At 72.6% G+C, this 15,922-nt stretch carries 15 protein-coding genes; 11 read left to right on the top strand and 4 right to left on the bottom strand.

Features of this window, described 5'->3' with window-relative positions; translation table 11 throughout:
* Positions 1 to 46 precede the first annotated feature (46 nt).
* Positions 47 to 475: a MazG nucleotide pyrophosphohydrolase domain-containing protein gene (locus B1H29_RS09845; RefSeq protein WP_055419885.1), complete on the top strand. Its 429-nt coding sequence runs from the start codon at positions 47 to 49 to the stop codon at positions 473 to 475.
* Between the two features lie 254 nt (positions 476 to 729).
* Here B1H29_RS09845 and B1H29_RS09840 read toward each other — a convergent pair whose 3' ends face one another.
* Together B1H29_RS09840 and B1H29_RS09835 are read right to left on the bottom strand one after the other, a co-directional pair.
* Positions 730 to 1,962, bottom strand: a complete 1,233-nt coding sequence (locus B1H29_RS09840) for a cation:proton antiporter (protein ID WP_055419884.1) — start codon at positions 1,960 to 1,962, stop codon at positions 730 to 732.
* Positions 1,963 to 1,966: 4 nt separating this feature from the next.
* The gene (locus B1H29_RS09835) at positions 1,967 to 2,452 is read right to left on the bottom strand and encodes a cation:proton antiporter regulatory subunit (protein WP_055419883.1); all 486 of its coding nucleotides are present in this window, start codon (positions 2,450 to 2,452) and stop codon (positions 1,967 to 1,969) included.
* Between the two features lie 102 nt (positions 2,453 to 2,554).
* On the opposite strand from B1H29_RS09835, the gene B1H29_RS09830 reads away from it, so the two are divergent.
* The 4 genes from B1H29_RS09830 (at position 2,555) to B1H29_RS09815 (ending at position 6,714) form a co-directional block, all read left to right on the top strand.
* Positions 2,555 to 3,661, top strand: coding sequence for a HAMP domain-containing sensor histidine kinase (locus B1H29_RS09830; RefSeq protein ID WP_055419882.1), 1,107 nt, complete (start codon positions 2,555 to 2,557; stop codon positions 3,659 to 3,661).
* Positions 3,661 to 4,320 carry a response regulator gene (locus tag B1H29_RS09825; protein WP_055419881.1) on the top strand — a complete coding sequence of 220 codons (660 nt, stop codon included), beginning with the start codon at positions 3,661 to 3,663 and terminating at the stop codon, positions 4,318 to 4,320. Before B1H29_RS09830 ends, B1H29_RS09825 begins: the two co-directional genes overlap by 1 nt.
* Before the next feature lie 103 nt (positions 4,321 to 4,423).
* Positions 4,424 to 5,941 (top strand): tRNA (N6-isopentenyl adenosine(37)-C2)-methylthiotransferase MiaB, encoded by a 1,518-nt coding sequence (gene miaB, locus B1H29_RS09820; RefSeq protein WP_055419880.1) that lies wholly within the window; start codon positions 4,424 to 4,426, stop codon positions 5,939 to 5,941.
* Between the two features lie 50 nt (positions 5,942 to 5,991).
* Complete coding sequence (locus B1H29_RS09815; protein ID WP_055419879.1) at positions 5,992 to 6,714, top strand: class III extradiol dioxygenase subunit B-like domain-containing protein; 723 nt, start codon at positions 5,992 to 5,994, stop codon at positions 6,712 to 6,714.
* Positions 6,715 to 6,823: 109 nt separating this feature from the next.
* Here B1H29_RS09815 and B1H29_RS09810 read toward each other — a convergent pair whose 3' ends face one another.
* Positions 6,824 to 7,162, bottom strand: a complete 339-nt coding sequence (locus B1H29_RS09810; protein ID WP_055419878.1) for an antitoxin — start codon at positions 7,160 to 7,162, stop codon at positions 6,824 to 6,826.
* A 24-nt stretch (positions 7,163 to 7,186) separates the two neighbouring features.
* Positions 7,187 to 7,471, bottom strand: a complete 285-nt coding sequence (locus B1H29_RS09805; RefSeq protein ID WP_055419877.1) for a hypothetical protein — start codon at positions 7,469 to 7,471, stop codon at positions 7,187 to 7,189.
* A gap of 183 nt (positions 7,472 to 7,654) precedes the next feature.
* On the opposite strand from B1H29_RS09805, the gene miaA reads away from it, so the two are divergent.
* From miaA to hflX, 6 genes are all read left to right on the top strand, one after another.
* A complete protein-coding gene (gene miaA, locus B1H29_RS09800) occupies positions 7,655 to 8,593 on the top strand; it encodes a tRNA (adenosine(37)-N6)-dimethylallyltransferase MiaA (protein ID WP_055419876.1) in 939 nt (312 codons plus the stop codon).
* A 107-nt stretch (positions 8,594 to 8,700) separates the two neighbouring features.
* Complete coding sequence (locus B1H29_RS09795; protein WP_055419875.1) at positions 8,701 to 9,201, top strand: hypothetical protein; 501 nt, start codon at positions 8,701 to 8,703, stop codon at positions 9,199 to 9,201.
* 142 nt (positions 9,202 to 9,343) lie between these two features.
* Positions 9,344 to 10,237 (top strand): diaminopimelate epimerase, encoded by an 894-nt coding sequence (gene dapF / locus B1H29_RS09790; protein WP_055419874.1) that lies wholly within the window; start codon positions 9,344 to 9,346, stop codon positions 10,235 to 10,237.
* A gap of 230 nt (positions 10,238 to 10,467) precedes the next feature.
* Entirely contained in the window at positions 10,468 to 12,636 is a 2,169-nt protein-coding gene (locus B1H29_RS09785; protein ID WP_055419996.1) for a RelA/SpoT family protein, read from the top strand.
* Positions 12,637 to 12,731: 95 nt separating this feature from the next.
* A complete protein-coding gene (locus tag B1H29_RS09780) occupies positions 12,732 to 14,258 on the top strand; it encodes a M1 family metallopeptidase (RefSeq protein WP_055419873.1) in 1,527 nt (508 codons plus the stop codon).
* A 147-nt stretch (positions 14,259 to 14,405) separates the two neighbouring features.
* Positions 14,406 to 15,899, top strand: coding sequence for a GTPase HflX (hflX, locus tag B1H29_RS09775; RefSeq protein ID WP_055419872.1), 1,494 nt, complete (start codon positions 14,406 to 14,408; stop codon positions 15,897 to 15,899).
* Positions 15,900 to 15,922 lie beyond the last annotated feature (23 nt).

Genomic DNA, 15,922 nt, shown 5'->3' with positions numbered 1-15,922 from the left:
CTGAGTATCAGGATCAATGTCAGCGGTGCTCGTTACAGTCGTGGGCATGAGTTCCTCGCCCGCCGACCTGGTCCGTGCCTTCCACCACGCCTTCGGGCTGGACGCCCGCAGCACTCCGACCGAGATCTCGCCCGAGCTGGCCGCCCACAGAGGCGAGCTGCTCGCCGAGGAGGCCGCCGAGGTCGCCGAGGTGTCGGTGACGGGCCCGCTCGACCACCTCGCGCACGAACTGGCCGACGTGGTCTACGTCGCCTACGGCACGGCACTCGTCCACGGCATCGATCTCGACGAGGTGATCGCCGAGATCCACCGCTCCAACATGACCAAGCTGGGCCCCGACGGCCGGATCAGCCGCAGAGCCGACGGCAAGGTACTCAAGGGCGACCACTACGAGGCACCGGACGTGCTGGGCGTACTGCGTCGGCAGGGGTGGACGCCGCGGACACCGGGGGCGGTGGAGACGCCGGGCGCCTGACACGGGCGCGAGGGCGCGGTTCGGGGGCGCGGTGTGAGGGCGCCGCGTGGCCCGGGGTGCGCGGTGCGGGGGTGCGCGGTGGAGGGGTGCGCCGTTGCCCGCGCGCGTTGCCACCTCGGTACGGCGTGACGGGGCCGGTGCGTCGACGCGACGGCCCGCGCCGCCGGCGTACGACGACCCCGGCACTTGCGTACCGGGGTCGAGTCGGGGCCATGGCGGAGCCGTACCGAGGCCGAGTCGGGGCCGAGGTGGGGTCAGTCGCCCACCGACGCCTCCGCCCCCGCCGTCTGCGGCGTCCCATCGGGGAGGCCGCCGGGGAGGTCGGGGTTGTCCCGGCGGCGGAACAGGCGGGTGGCCAGCGGCTCGGTGAAGCGGGCGGTGAGGGGGCCGAGGACGACCAGGATGAGGACGTAGGCCGTGGCCAGCGGGCCCAGGGACGGTTCGATGCCGGCCGAGACCGCGAGACCCGCGATGACGATCGAGAACTCGCCGCGCGCCACCAGCGCACCGCCCGTGCGCCAGCGGCCCTTCACGGAGATTCCCGCACGCCGCGCCGCCCAGTAACCGGTGGCGATCTTGGTTACCGCGGTGAGCAGGGCCAGCGCCAGCGCGGGCAGCAGAACCGGCGGAATGCTAGCCGGGTCCGTGTGCAGCCCGAAGAAGACGAAGAAGACCGCGGCGAACAGGTCCCGCAGCGGGCTCAGCAGCGTGTGCGCGCCCTCCGCGACTTCCCCGGACAGCGCGATGCCCACCAGGAACGCACCCACCGCGGCCGAGACCTGGAGCTGCTGCGCGATGCCCGCGACCAGGATCGTCAGGCCCAGCACCACGAGGAGCAGCTTCTCCGGGTCGTCGCTGGAGACGAACCGCGAGATCAGACGGCCGTACCGCACCGCCACGAACAGCACCAGGCCGGCCGCCGCCAGTGCGACCGCCAGCGTGATGCTCCCGGTCATCAGCCCGGCACCGGCCACCAGCGCCGTGACGATCGGCAGGTACACCGCCATCGCCAGGTCCTCCAGGACCAGCACGCTCAGGATCACCGGAGTCTCCCGGTTGCCGACCCGGCCGAGGTCGCCGAGCACCTTGGCGATGACGCCGGACGAGGAGATCCAGGTCACGCCGGCCAGGACGACGGCGGCCACCGGGCCCCAGCCCAGCAGCAGCGCGGCCACCGCACCCGGCACGGCGTTGAACGCGCAGTCCACGAGGCCGGCCGGGTAGTGGGACTTGAGGTTGGTGACCAGGTCGCCGGCCGTGTACTCGAGGCCGAGCATCAGCAGCAGGAGGATGACGCCGATCTCGGCGCCGATGGCGACGAACTCCTCGCTCGCGCCCAGCGGCAGCAGCCCGCCCTCGCCGAACGCCAGCCCGGCCAGCAGGTACAGCGGGATGGGGGAGAGGCGGTACCGGCCGGCGAACCGGCCGAGCAGCCCGAGTCCCAGGATGATGGAACCGAACTCGATCAGCAGAACCGCGGAGTGCACCGGCTCACTCCTGCCCGAGTATCGTCGCGGCCGCGTCGACGCCCTCGCGGGTGCCGATGACGATCAGGGTGTCGCCACCCACCAGCCGGAAGTCCGGCGCCGGCGACGGAATCGCCTCGGCCCGCCGCAGCACCGCGACGATCGACGCGCCGGTCTCGGTCCGCATGCACGTCTCGCCCAGCAGACGGCCGTTCCAGCGGGAGGTCGCGGCCACCTCGATCCGCTCGGCGACCAGGCCGAGATCCGTGGTGTAGAGCAGGCTCGCGCTGTGGTGGGAAGGCTTCAGCGCGTCGATCAGCGCGCCCGCCTCCGCGCCGGCCAGTCGAAGCGAGTGGGCGCAGGAATCGGGGTCGTCGGCCCGGTACATGTTCACCGTGCGGGTGCCGTCGCGGTGTGCCACCACCGACAGGTGGCGGTGTTCGCGGGTCACCAGGTCGTACTGGACCCCGATACCCGGCAGCGGCGTCGCCTTCAGGCGTGGAGCTGACACGAGCTTTCCCCTCATTCGTCTTGCTTCCCTTGCCGCACTTCCCGCACGTGCGTGACGTGCTCGCGACCTCGCCATGCTGTCATCCGCACGTACGGTGGCGATATGGGTGTCGTGACGGATATACGCGGCCGGTCGCGGGCGGCGAAGCTGGCTGCGGCGGTGTCGTGCGCGAAGGCCGGGAGGAGCGGGAAGAGGACCGTGTCGTTGTTCTGGCGGATTTTCTCGCTCAACGCCGCGGGCCTGGTCGTCGCCACAGCACTGCTGCTGGGACCCGTCACCGTGTCGACGCCCGTCCTGCCCGGGGAGGCGCTGATCCTGCTGGCGGGCCTCGCGGCGCTGCTGGCCGGCAACGCGGTCGTCCTGCGCATGGGTCTCACCCCGCTGCACAGGCTGGGCCGGGCCATGGCCACCGCCGACCTGCTGGTGCCCGGGGCCCGCCCGACGGTCGCCGGACCGGCCGAGGCGGCGCAGCTCACAGCGACGTACAACACGATGCTGGACCGGCTCCAGGCCGAACGCGCCGCGGGCGCCGGCCGTGCCCTGCAAGCCCAGGAACGCGAACGACATCGCATCGCCCGCGAGCTCCACGACGAGGTCGGCCAGACCCTCACCGCCGTGCTCCTCCAGCTCAAGCGGGTCGCCGACCGGGTGCCCGGCGAACTGCGCGAGGACGTGTCCCTCGCCCAGGAGGCCACCCGGGCCGGCCTCGACGAGATCCGCCGCATCGCCCGTCGTCTGCGCCCCGGTGTCCTCGAGGAGCTCGGCCTCGCCAGCGCCCTGCGCTCGCTCGCCGCCGAGTTCACGCACCACGGGCTGACCGTTCACCATCAGGTCCCCGGCGCCCTGCCCCCGCTCGCCCCGGAGGCGGAACTCGTGATCTACCGGGTGGCCCAGGAGGGTCTGACCAACACCGCCCGCCACGCCGCCGCAGACCGCGCGGAGCTCAGTCTCCGCGCGCTGCCGGACTGCGTCGAACTACTCGTCCGCGACAACGGCACCGGCCTCGGCGCGGCCCCCGAGGGCGCCGGCATCCGGGGTATGCGCGAACGGGCCCTGTTGACAGGAGCCGAGATCCACTTCCAACCCGCCCCCGTACGGGGCACCGACGTGCGCCTGCGCGTCCCCGTCCCGCCGGGGGACCGGACCGCGGGCCGGGCCCTGGACGTCATCGGGGACCGGTCCCCGGACCGAACCGGAGACCGCCCCTGATGCCCGCCCGGCCCCCGATCCGCGTTCTGCTCGCCGACGACCACACCCTCGTACGCCGCGGAGTGCGCCTGATTCTGGACGGCGAACCGGACCTTACGGTCGTCGCCGAGGCCGGCGACGGAGCCGAGGCGGTCGCGGCGGCGCGGGCCACCGAGGTCGACCTGGCCGTCCTGGACGTGGCCATGCCCCGCATGACCGGCCTCCAGGCGGCCCGCGAGCTCTCCCGCCGCCTGCCCGAGCTGCGCATCCTCATCCTGACCATGTACGACAACGAGCAGTACTTCTTCGAGGCCCTCAAGGCCGGTGCCTGCGGGTACGTCCTCAAGTCCGTCGCCGATCGCGACCTGGTCGAGGCGTGCCGGGCGGCCGTGCGCGACGAACCGTTCATCTACCCGGGCGCGGAACGGGCCCTGGTCCGCTCCTACCTGGACCGCCTGCACAGCGGCGGCGGACTGCCCGAGCGGCCCATCACCGAACGCGAGGAGGAGATCCTCAAGCTCGTCGCCGAGGGCCACACGTCCAAGGAGATCGGCGAGCTGCTCTTCATCAGCGCCAAGACCGTCGAACGCCACCGCGCGAACCTCCTCCAGAAGCTGGGCGTCCGCGACCGCCTGGAACTCACCCGGTACGCGATCCGCGCGGGCCTCATCGAGCCCTGACCACCGGCGCCGGTCACCGGTTCCGGCCAGTCCTGACCGGTCTCGGCCCCGGTTGTCCACAGGCGGCCCGGGCCATCGGCGCCGACCGCCTACCCTTATTGCCATGAGCAGCATCGACCGGAGCCAGTCAGCGGGCGGCACGCGCACCTATGAAGTACGCACCTACGGGTGCCAGATGAACGTCCACGACTCCGAGCGATTGTCCGGTCTGCTGGAGGACGCGGGCTACGTCCGTGCCTCCGAGGGCGCCGACGGCGACGCGGACGTCGTCGTCTTCAACACCTGCGCCGTGCGGGAGAACGCCGACAACAAGCTGTACGGCAACCTCGGCCACCTCGCCCCGAAGAAGGCGAGCCGGCCCGGCATGCAGATCGCGGTCGGCGGCTGCCTGGCGCAGAAGGACCGCGACACCATCGTGAAGCGGGCGCCCTGGGTGGACGTCGTCTTCGGCACGCACAACATCGGCAAGCTCCCCGTGCTGCTGGAGCGCGCCCGCGTCCAGGAAGAGGCGCAGGTCGAGATCGCCGAGTCCCTGGAGGCGTTCCCGTCCACGCTCCCGACCCGCCGCGAGAGCGCCTACGCGGCCTGGGTCTCCATCTCCGTCGGCTGCAACAACACGTGCACCTTCTGCATCGTCCCGGCGCTGCGCGGCAAGGAGAAGGACCGCCGCCCCGGCGACATCCTCGCCGAGGTCGAGGCCCTGGTCGCCGAGGGCGTCAGCGAGATCACCCTTCTCGGGCAGAACGTCAACGCCTACGGTTCCGACATCGGCGACCGCGAGGCGTTCAGCAAGCTTCTGCGCGCCTGCGGGAACATCGACGGCCTGGAGCGCGTCCGCTTCACCTCCCCGCACCCGCGCGACTTCACCGACGACGTCATCGCCGCCATGGCCGAGACGCCGAACGCCATGCCGCAGCTCCACATGCCGCTCCAGTCCGGCTCCGACCCGGTGCTCAAGGCGATGCGCCGTTCGTACCGCCAGGAGCGCTACCTGGGGATCATCGAGAAGGTGCGGGCGGCCATCCCGCACGCGGCGATCACCACCGACATCATCGTGGGCTTCCCCGGCGAGACCGAGGAGGACTTCGAGCAGACCCTCCACGTGGTGCGCGAGGCCCGGTTCGCCCAGGCCTTCACCTTCCAGTACTCCAAGCGGCCCGGCACCCCGGCCGCCGAAATGGACGACCAGATCCCCAAGGCGGTCGTCCAGGAGCGCTACGAGCGTCTCGTCGCCCTCCAGGAGGAGATCTCCTGGGAGGAGAACAAGAAGCAGGTCGGCCGCACCCTGGAGCTGATGGTCGCCGAGGGTGAGGGCCGCAAGGACGGCGCCACCCACCGTCTCTCCGGCCGCGCCCCCGACAACCGCCTGGTGCACTTCACCAAGCCCGACCAGGAGGTCCGCCCGGGCGACGTGGTGACGGTCGAGATCACCTACGCGGCCCCGCACCACCTCCTCGCCGAGGGCGCGGTACTCGACGTGCGCCGCACCCGGGCCGGGGACGCCTGGGAGAAGCGCAACGCGACCGAGCCGGCCAAGCCCGTGGGCGTGCTGCTGGGCCTGCCGAAGATCGGCGTTCCCGAGCCCCAGCCGGCCGTGGCGAGCGGCTGCGGCTGCGACTGACCGCGGGCCACGCGACAGCGGACGGTGGCACGGGGGTTACGCTGCCGGTCATGCTTGTCGCCGCCGCTGTCTGCCCCTGCCCGCCGCTGCTCGTGCCGGAGGTGGCCGCGGGCGCCGCACCCGAGCTGGACGCAGCGCGTGCCGCCTGCACGGACGCGCTGGGTGTGCTCGCCGCCGCCCGGCCCGACCGGCTCCTCGTCGTCGGACCCGCGGACGGCGCCGGACCCGAGACCTACCCGCAGGGCACGCGGGGCTCGTTCCGCGGCTTCGGAGTGGATCTGGACGTGAGCCTGGGCCCGGACCGCGGTCCGGAGAGCGAGCGGACCGCGCGTGGGCTGCCGTACGGGCTCGCGGTGGGGGCCTGGCTGCTCGGGCGTACGGGGTGGGCCGACGCCCCCGTCGAGGGCATCGGCGTGGGAGAGGCCTTCCCCGCCGAGCGCTGCGCGGCGCTCGGACGGGACGTCGCCGCGCGGGACCGGCGGAGTGCTCTGCTGGTGCTGGGCGACGCCAGCGCGTGCCGCACGCTCAAGGCCCCCGGGTACCTCGACGAGCGGGCCGCGCCCTTCGACGCGGAGGTGGGGCGTGCGCTGGGAGCGGCGGACGTGGCCGCCCTCGCGGCGCTGGACGCCGCACTGGCCCGTGAGCTGAAGGTGTCCGGCCGGGCGCCCTGGCAGGTCCTCGCGGGCGCGGCCGGGGACACGGCTCTCGCCGGCACGCTGCTGTACGAGGACGCGCCGTACGGGGTGGGGTACGTCGCGGCCACCTGGTCGTAGGAGGCCGGCCCAGGCCCGTACAGGCCGGCGGACGGCCCGGAGCTGATCAGCTCTTGACCGTCCGCCGATGTGCCGGTGACCCGCCCGCGTGCCGGGCGGGCTGCGCGGGTCAGGAAGCCGGAGGCGGTCCGGCCGGAGGCGGTCCGGCCGGAGGCGGTCCGGCCGGCGGGGTGCCGCCCGGAGTGGTGCCGCCCGGAGTGGCGCCGGGGGCGTTTCCGCCTCCGTCCGTGCCGTCGGCGTCCTTGTGGGCGAGACGGTCCACGGCGCCCTTCGCCTTGCCCGTGCCCGTCTGGATCCGGTCGCTGTACTTGCCCTTGGTCCTCTCGTCGACGGTCCTCGCCACCTTGTCGAGACCGCTATCGATCTTGTCCCCGTGCTGCTGCGCGAGGTCGGAGACCTTGCCCTTCGCCGGTCCCAGTTTGGCCTTCAAGTTGTCCAGCAGACCCATGGCTCGCCTTCCCTCACGGGGCAGTCAGGTGCGGGCGCCCTTGTCGGCCTCGTTGTCGACGGCCTCCCCGGCGGACTGCTGCTTGGGGATACCGACGTTCTCCGAGTCGGCGGACCCGTCGGCCTCGGCGGTGTCGTCGGCCTCGGCGCCCTGTGCCGTGTTCCGGGGCCCGGCCTCGGCCGGTTCAGCGGTCTCGGCCGCGCTCTTCTCCACCGCACGCTCGGGCTCCGGGGTGTCGGCCGACACCTCGGCGGTCGGCGCCTCCTCCGTGGTCTTGGACCTCCGAAAAAGCCGTGCAAAAACGCCCATATCAACTCCATACATTACTCGTGCGGGCGAAATCCCGCGGCATCCGGTGCGTCCGTTTGCGTGGCCGGGGCCGTGGCCCCGGTGGTCCGGGGCGCGGGAATCTCGCAACGGGCAACGATCCCGGCCCCGCACCGTCACGTAACTCGTTCGAGGGCCGGGCGAGAGGTTTGCGAGACTGGTGCGGTGAGCAGCGCACCCCCCGCCCCCCGCGTCATCGCCGTAGTCGGACCCACCGCGGCCGGAAAGTCCGATCTGGGCGTCTTCCTGGCCCAGCGGCTCGGCGGCGAGGTCGTCAACGCCGACTCCATGCAGCTCTACCGTGGGATGGACATCGGCACCGCCAAGCTGACGCCCGAGGAACGCGGAGACGTCCCGCACCATCTGCTCGGCATCTGGGACGTGACGGTCACGGCGTCCGTCGCCGAGTACCAGAGGCTGGCGCGGGAGCGGATCGACGCGCTGCTCGCCGACGGACGCTGGCCGGTCCTCGTCGGCGGCTCCGGCCTCTACGTCCGCGGCGCCGTCGACAACCTGGAGTTCCCCGGCACCGACCCGGAGGTCAGGGCCCGGCTTGAGGAAGAGCTCGCGCTGCGGGGCCCCGGGGAGCTGCACGCCCGCCTGGCCGCCGCCGACCCGGAGGCCGGGCGGGCCATCCTGCCCGGCAACGGGCGCCGGATCGTGCGCGCCCTCGAGGTGATCGAGATCACCGGCAAGCCCTTCACGGCCAACCTCCCCGGCCACGACTCCGTCTACGACACCGTGCAGATCGGCGTCGACGTGGCGCGCCCCGAGCTGGACGAGCGGATCGCCCACCGCGTCGACCGGATGTGGGAGGCGGGCCTGGTCGAGGAGGTACGCGCACTCGAGGCCCAGGGGTTGCGCGAGGGGCGTACGGCGTCGCGCGCGCTCGGCTACCAGCAGGTGCTCGCGGCGCTCGCCGGCGAGTGCACGCTGGACGAGGCGCGGGCCGAGACCGTCCGTGCCACCAAACGCTTCGCGCGCCGTCAGGATTCGTGGTTCAGGCGCGATCCGCGGGTGCACTGGTTGAGTGGGGCTGTGGCGGACCGCACGGAACTTCCGCAGCTCGCCCTGTCGTTGGTCGAACGACCGGTTACAGCCTGATCACGTGATGGCATCGGGACGCCCCGGCCGTCATCCGGGCCTTCGGCGGCGTGCCATCATCGAGCTTCGATCGACCGAGTGAATCCTAGTTGGGAGGGCGCGTGGCGATGGAGGCCGGCCCTCGCGACACCGCACCAAGCGCCGAGCACGGCAGCGCCGACCACGGCGGCCCGGAGCCGGACGGAGCCTCGCTGAGCCCCGACGGCCCCGACGAGACGCCGGAGGGCGTGTCCGCCGACGGTCCCGAGCCCGACGAGATGTACGGGGACGAGGTCGAGGTCGAGCTGCGTCCGCAGCGACGGCTGCGGATCTGGCAACTGGCGCCCATCGTGTGCCTGGCCGCGGTCGGCTCCCTGATGTTCGCCTTCCCGCTCGCCTTCGACTTCGGCGACAGCGGCGCCGTCATCGCGATGCTGGGGCTGCTGATCTGCTCCTGCGCGGCCGGCTGGGGCATGATGGCCGCCCGCCGGGTCGGCTACACCTGGCCGGGCCTGCCGCAGCGCGGCTCGGGACGCCGTGCCGACTGGCGGATGATCCTCGTGTACGCCCTCGCGGTCGCCGCCGTCGTCGTCCTCGCCGTGTGGCGGGTCGCCCGCCTGCGCGGCTGACACGAGCACACTGCCCGGGCAACACCGGTGCGGGCGGGCGTTCCGCGTCCGCCCCTCCTTCACGCGGCTCTCCGCCCCGGCGCCTCCTCCGCGCGCGTCCGCTCCTCGACGTTCTGTCGTACCGACCCCGTACGATCGAGGAATGAGCACGCGGATCGCCTTCCTCAAGGGTCACGGCACCGAGAACGACTTCGTGATCGTCCCGGACCCGGAGAACGCCATCGACCTGCCCCCCGCCGCCGTGGCCGCCCTGTGCGACCGACGCGCGGGCATCGGCGGCGACGGACTGCTGCACGTGGTGCGGTCCGCGGCCCACCCCGAGGCCAAGGACATGGCGGCCGAGGCGGAGTGGTTCATGGACTACCGCAACGGCGACGGCTCGGTCGCGGAGATGTGCGGCAACGGCGTACGGGTCTTCGCGCGCTACCTCCAGCGTGCCGGGCACGCCACCGAGGGTGACCTCGCCATCGCCACGCGCGGCGGCGTGAAGACCGTGCACATCGCCAAGGCCGTGTCCGACAACGGCTCCGCCGCGGGCGACATCACCGTCGGCATGGGCCGCGCGCTGCTCCCCGAGGGGGACGTCGAGGTGAGCGTCGGCGAGCGCGACTGGCCCGCGCGGAACGTGAACATGGGCAACCCGCACGCGGTCGCCTTCGTCGCCGACCTCGCCGACGCCGGCGACCTGTACTCTCCGCCGCCCTTCCGGCCCGCCACGGCCTACCCGGACGGCGTCAACGTCGAGTTCGTGGTCGACCGCGGCCCCCGCCAGGTGGCGATGCGCGTGCACGAGCGCGGCTCCGGGGAGACCCGCTCCTGCGGCACCGGCGCGTGCGCCGTCGCCGTCGCCACCGCCCGCCGGGACGGCGCCGACCCGGCGGTCACCGGTACTCCGGCGACGTACACCGTCGACGTGCCCGGCGGCACCCTGGTGATCACCGAGCGCCCCGACGGCGAGATCGAGATGACCGGCCCCGCGGTGATCGTCGCCGAGGGCGAGATCGACGCCGGATGGCTGGAAGGGGTGATCGCTTGAACCGCCGTCCGGTCGACGGCACTCAGACCCTGACATTCAGTGCGAAAACGTAAACTCTCGGACCATCGCTCGAATGGGTGATCCGTTTCACGCTCGGCGAGAGGCGGTCGGCCGCACGCGATGGGCTCGATAGCATCAAGCACCGGCCCGGACGGGGGACCGACACCATCCCCTGAGCCGTGTCCGCCCTGGGATACCCCGTCCGCCGGTCCGTGCAGCCGGAGGTGCCCATGAACGCGGAGGCCGTGAATCCAGCGAGCCCAGGCCCTGTGACGCCCGCGGCCAACGGTGCCGTCGCGCCGGCCGCGCCCCGCAGGAAGGCCCGCCCCCGGATCGACCTGCGCCGCCTGGGCCGCGCCGCACTGCTCGGCTCCACCGCCCGCGGCCGGCTGCCCGACGCCATCGGCCACGTCGTCGAGGCCCACCGCGCCCACCACCCCGACGCCGACCTCGATCCACTGCGCCGCGCCTACGTGCTGGCGGAGTCCTCGCACCGCGGCCAGATGCGCAAGAGCGGCGAGCCGTACATCACCCACCCCCTCGCCGTGACCCTGATCCTCGCCGAACTCGGCGCGGAGACCACCACCCTGACCGCCTCCCTCCTCCACGACACCGTCGAGGACACCGACGTGACGCTCGACCAGGTGGGCGAGCAGTTCGGCGCCGAGGTCCGCTACCTCGTCGACGGTGTCACCAAGCTGGAGAAGGTCGACTACGGCGCCGCCGCCGAGCCCGAGACCTTCCGCAAGATGCTCCTCGCCACCGGCAACGACGTCCGCGTGATGTCGATCAAACTCGCCGACCGGCTGCACAACATGCGCACCCTCGGCGTCATGCGCCGGGAGAAACAGGAACGCATCGCCAAGGTCACCCGGGACGTGCTCATCCCGCTCGCCGAACGGCTCGGCGTACAGGCGCTCAAGTCAGAGCTGGAGGATCTCGTCTTCGCGGTCATGCACCCCGAGGAGTACCAGCACACGCGGGCGCTGGTCGACGAGAACGCCGCCCGCGCGGACGACCCGCTCGCCGCCGTGGCCGACGAGGTGCGCAAGGTGCTGCGCGAGGCCGACATCACCGCCGAAGTCCTCATCCGCCCCCGCCACTTCGTCTCCGTGCACCGCGTCTCCCGCAAACGCGGCCCACTGGGCGGCGCCGACTTCGGCCGCCTCCTGGTGCTGGTCCAGGAGGACGCCGACTGCTATGCCGTCCTCGGCGAGCTGCACACCTGCATGACGCCCGTCGTCTCCGAGTTCAAGGACTTCATCGCCGTACCCAAGTTCAACCTGTACCAGTCGCTGCACACCGCGGTGGCCCGCGCGCAGGACGGCCAGGTCGTCGAGGTCCTCATCCGCACCCACCAGATGCACAAGGTCGCCGAGGCCGGCGTCGTCGCGCTCGGCAATCCCTACGCCCCGCCGTCGGAGGAGCAGACCGCGGGCGAGGGCGAGCGCGCCGACCCGACCCGGCCCGGCTGGCTCTCCCGGCTGCTCGACTGGCAGCGGGGCGCCCCCGACCCCGACACCTTCTGGTCCACCCTCCGCGAGGACCTCGCCCAGGACCGGGAGATCACCGTCTTCCGGCCCGACGGCGGCACCCTCGGCCTGCCCGAGGGCGCGACCTGCGTGGACGCCGCGTACGCCCAGTACGGCGAGGACGCGCACGCGACCATCGGCGCCCGGGTCAACGGCCGCCTGGCGACCATGAGCACGGTGCTGCGGGACGGCGACACGGTGCAGCTCCTGATGGGCCAGGACCCCGCCTCCGAGCCCTCCAGGGAGTGGCTGGAGCACGCCCGCACGCCCGCGGCGCGGATCGCCATCCAGCGCCGGCTCGCGGCGCGCCGGGAGCAGGTGCCCGCCGATGCGGAGGCGACGTCCCGGCATCCCGCCACCGGCGGGGCGCCCGCCTCGCGCCCCACGTCCGACGGCCCGGCCGTCCGCCCCGCCTCCGCCGACGTGCTCGTCGACCCGCCGGGCGCGACCGTGCGGCTGGCAGGCTGCTGCACCCCCGTACCACTCGACGAGATCACCGGCTTCGCCGTGCGCGGGGGAGTGGTGACCGTGCACCGATCCCAGTGCGCGGTGGTGGCGCGGATGAAGAGCGCGGGGCGCGCGGAGGTCGGCGTGCGCTGGGGAGAGAGCTCCCAGTGCCGGGTCACCCTGCTCGCCGAATCGTTCGGCCGCCCGCACCTCCTGGCCGATCTCACCGAGGCCATGGCCCTCGAAGGCGCCGAGATCGTCTCCGCGACCGTCGAACCCCCCGACCGGCAGCGGGTCCGTCACACCTACACCGTCCTGCTCCCGGACGCCGCGCGGCTGCCCGCCCTCATGCGCGCGATGCGCGACGTCGCCGGTGTGTACGACGTGAGCAGAGCGCAGCCGCAGACCACGGGAGTCTGAGCCGGACCGGTCGCCGGCCGCCGGGACGTACCCGTTCGGGTGCCCCGGGCGCGCGCCGTCGCCGAGGCGCGGGCACGCGCTGATAGCCGTGGGGGATGCTGCACACCCCTCACCCCCCGACTCCGCGGCCCCGCGCGTGGTCCCGCCGCCGGTTCAGGGCCGCGGCGCTGCTCGCCTCGGCCGTCTCCGTCTGCCTGGTCGCCGCGAGCGCCCCGCCCGCCCCCCTGGGCGTCGGCGACCGCCTCTTCCCGCACCTGGGCAATCCCGGCTACGACGTGGTGGCCTACGACCTGTCCTTCACCTACTCCGGCGGCAACAGCGAGCCGCTGAAGGCCGTCACCACCATCGACGCCCGGACGACGGCCGACCTCGACCGGGTCAACCTCGACTTCGCGCACGGCGAGGTCGACTCCGTCGAGGTCGACGGCGAGCCCGCCGGCTTCGCCACGGCCGGCGAGGACCTCGTCGTCACGCCCGAGGACGCGCTCGACGAGGGGGAGTGGACGCGTATCACCGTGCGGCACAGCAGCGACCCCGTGTACCCCGAGGACCGCCAGGGCGGCTGGGTGCGTACCTCCGACGGCCTCGCCATGGCCAACCAGGCCGACGTCGCCCACCTGGTCTTCCCCTGCAACGACCACCCCTCCGACAAGGCGCGCTTCACCATCAGCGTGACCGCCCCCGACGGGCTCACGGCCGTCGCCAACGGCCTGCCGACGAGCGTGGACCGGGCCGGCGGAGCGACCACCTGGACGTACCGCACCGAGCACCCGATGGCCACCGAGCTGGCCCAGGTGTCCATCGGCCGCTCCACGGTCCTGCACCGCACCGGTCCGCACGGACTGCCCGTGCGGGACGTCGTGCCGACGAAGCACCGCGCGGCGCTCGAACCGTGGCTGGAGAAGACCCCCGGCCAGATCGCCTGGATGGAGGACAAGGTCGGGCGCTACCCCTTCGAGACCTACGGCCTGCTCATCGCCGACGCCACCACCGGCTTCGAACTCGAGACCCAGACCCTCTCCCTCTTCGAGCGGGAGCTGTTCACCGAACCCGCCTACCCCAGGTGGTACACCGAGTCGATCATGGTGCACGAGCTGGCCCACCAGTGGTTCGGCAACAGCGTCAGCCCGGGCACCTGGTCCGACCTGTGGCTCAACGAGGGACACGCCACCTGGTACGAGGCGCTGTACGCGCAGGAGACCGCGGACAAGCCCATGGCGGCGCGCATGAAGGCCGCCTACGGCGCCTCCGACCGCTGGCGCGCGGCGGGCGGACCGCCGGCCGCTCCCGAGCCGCCGAAGAACGGCAGCAAGACCGGGATCTTCCGCTCCAACGTGTACGACGGTGCCGCCCTCGTGCTCTACGCCCTGCGCCAGGAGGTCGGCCGCCCCGCCTTCGAGCGCCTCGAACGTGCCTGGGTCAGCCGTCACCGGGACGGCACGGCAACGACCGCCGACTTCGTCCGGCTCGCCTCCGAGATCTCCGGCCGAGACCTGGGCGGCTTCTTCCAGGCCTGGCTGTACGGCGAGAAGACCCCGCCGATGCCCGGCCACCCGGACTGGAAGCCGACGGCGACCGACCAGGCGCCGGCGGCCGGCACCGGGAAGGCGCGCGGGGAATAAGCCGGTGACGAGACGGCCCGTGCCGTGCGACCATCTTCGGGACGGCACGGCAGGGGCACCGCGGGAATCTCCACGGCGACTCGTGCGTTGTGCGGAATGTCGCGGTATCAGTGCCGCGCGATTCGAATCCAGCTACGTAAGGATCCAATGACCTCCTCTTCTTCCCCCTCCCAGGACACGAAGCGTCTCGAGCAGACCTATCCCGAGGGCCTCCGGGCCGATGCCCTGATGGAAGAGGACGTCGCCTGGAGCCACGACATCGACCCGAAGTGGGACGGTGAGCAGTTCGACCGCTCCGACCGCGCGGCCCTGCGCCGGGTGGCGGGCCTCTCCACCGAGCTCGAGGACGTCACCGAGGTCGAATACCGCCAGCTCCGTCTGGAGCGGGTCGTCCTCGTCGGCGTGTGGACCTCGGGCACCGTGCAGGACGCGGAGAACTCCCTCGCCGAGCTGGCCGCCCTCGCGGAGACCGCCGGCGCGCTCGTGCTCGACGGAGTCGTCCAGCGCCGTGACAAGCCCGACGCCGCCACCTACATCGGCTCCGGCAAGGCCGAGGAACTGCGCGACGTCGTCCTCGACACGGGCGCGGACACCGTCATCTGCGACGGTGAGCTCAGCCCGGGTCAGCTCATCCACCTCGAGGACGTCGTCAAGGTCAAGGTCATCGACCGTACGGCCCTGATCCTGGACATCTTCGCCCAGCACGCCAAGTCCCGAGAGGGCAAGGCACAGGTCGCGCTCGCGCAGATGCAGTACATGCTGCCGAGGCTGCGCGGCTGGGGTCAGTCGCTGTCCCGGCAGATGGGTGGCGGCAAGGGCGGCGGTCTCGCCACCCGCGGCCCCGGTGAGACCAAGATCGAGACGGACCGGCGCCGGATCCGCGAGAAGATGGCGAAGATGCGCCGCGAGATCGCGGACATGAAGACCGGCCGCGAGATCAAGCGCCAGGAGCGCAAGCGCCACAAGGTGCCGTCCGTCGCCATCGCGGGTTACACCAACGCGGGCAAGTCCTCGCTGCTCAACCGCCTCACGGGCGCGGGCGTGCTGGTGGAGAACGCGCTGTTCGCCACTCTCGACCCGACCGTGCGCCGCGCCGAGACACCGAGCGGCCGGCTGTACACCCTGGCGGACACCGTCGGCTTCGTCCGGCACCTGCCGCACCACTTGGTCGAGGCGTTCCGCTCCACGATGGAGGAGGTCGGCGACTCCGACCTGATCCTGCACGTGGTGGACGGTTCGCACCCGGTCCCGGAGGAGCAGTTGGCCGCCGTGCGCGAGGTGATCAGGGACGTCGGCGCCACCGAAGTACCCGAGATCGTCGTGATCAACAAGGCCGACATGGCCGACCCGCTGGTGCTCCAGCGGCTGCTGCGGACCGAGAAGCGGTCCATCGCCGTCTCGGCGCGCACCGGCCAGGGCATCGACGAACTGCTCGCTCTGCTCGACAACGATCTGCCGCGCCCGTCGGTCGAGATCGAGGCGCTCGTGCCGTACACCCACGGCAAGCTGGTCGCCCGTGCCCATGACGAGGGCGAGGTGATCTCCGAGGAGCACACCCCGGAGGGCACCCTGCTCAAGGTGCGGGTGCACGAGGAACTGGCGGCGGAGCTCACGCCGTACGTTCCGGTCCCGCTCGCCTGAGGTCCGCTCGGTCGCACAGCGAC

Origin of the sequence: Streptomyces pactum, from assembly GCF_002005225.1 — a bacterium.
GTDB lineage: Bacteria > Actinomycetota > Actinomycetes > Streptomycetales > Streptomycetaceae > Streptomyces > Streptomyces pactum_A.
Note: the sequence above shows the minus strand (reverse complement) of the source record. Positions and strands in the feature narration are given on the sequence as shown.

Coding starts and splice junctions, on each gene's coding strand:
- B1H29_RS09845 (WP_055419885.1), top strand. CDS start 47: ATGAGTTCCTCGCCCGCCGACCTGGTCCGTGCCTTCCACCACGCCTTC.
- B1H29_RS09830 (WP_055419882.1), top strand. CDS start 2,555: ATGGGTGTCGTGACGGATATACGCGGCCGGTCGCGGGCGGCGAAGCTG.
- B1H29_RS09825 (WP_055419881.1), top strand. CDS start 3,661: ATGCCCGCCCGGCCCCCGATCCGCGTTCTGCTCGCCGACGACCACACC.
- miaB (WP_055419880.1), top strand. CDS start 4,424: ATGAGCAGCATCGACCGGAGCCAGTCAGCGGGCGGCACGCGCACCTAT.
- B1H29_RS09815 (WP_055419879.1), top strand. CDS start 5,992: ATGCTTGTCGCCGCCGCTGTCTGCCCCTGCCCGCCGCTGCTCGTGCCG.
- B1H29_RS09810 (WP_055419878.1), bottom strand. CDS start 7,162: ATGGGTCTGCTGGACAACTTGAAGGCCAAACTGGGACCGGCGAAGGGC.
- B1H29_RS09805 (WP_055419877.1), bottom strand. CDS start 7,471: ATGGGCGTTTTTGCACGGCTTTTTCGGAGGTCCAAGACCACGGAGGAG.
- B1H29_RS09795 (WP_055419875.1), top strand. CDS start 8,701: ATGGAGGCCGGCCCTCGCGACACCGCACCAAGCGCCGAGCACGGCAGC.
- dapF (WP_055419874.1), top strand. CDS start 9,344: ATGAGCACGCGGATCGCCTTCCTCAAGGGTCACGGCACCGAGAACGAC.
- B1H29_RS09785 (WP_055419996.1), top strand. CDS start 10,468: ATGAACGCGGAGGCCGTGAATCCAGCGAGCCCAGGCCCTGTGACGCCC.
- B1H29_RS09780 (WP_055419873.1), top strand. CDS start 12,732: ATGCTGCACACCCCTCACCCCCCGACTCCGCGGCCCCGCGCGTGGTCC.
- hflX (WP_055419872.1), top strand. CDS start 14,406: ATGACCTCCTCTTCTTCCCCCTCCCAGGACACGAAGCGTCTCGAGCAG.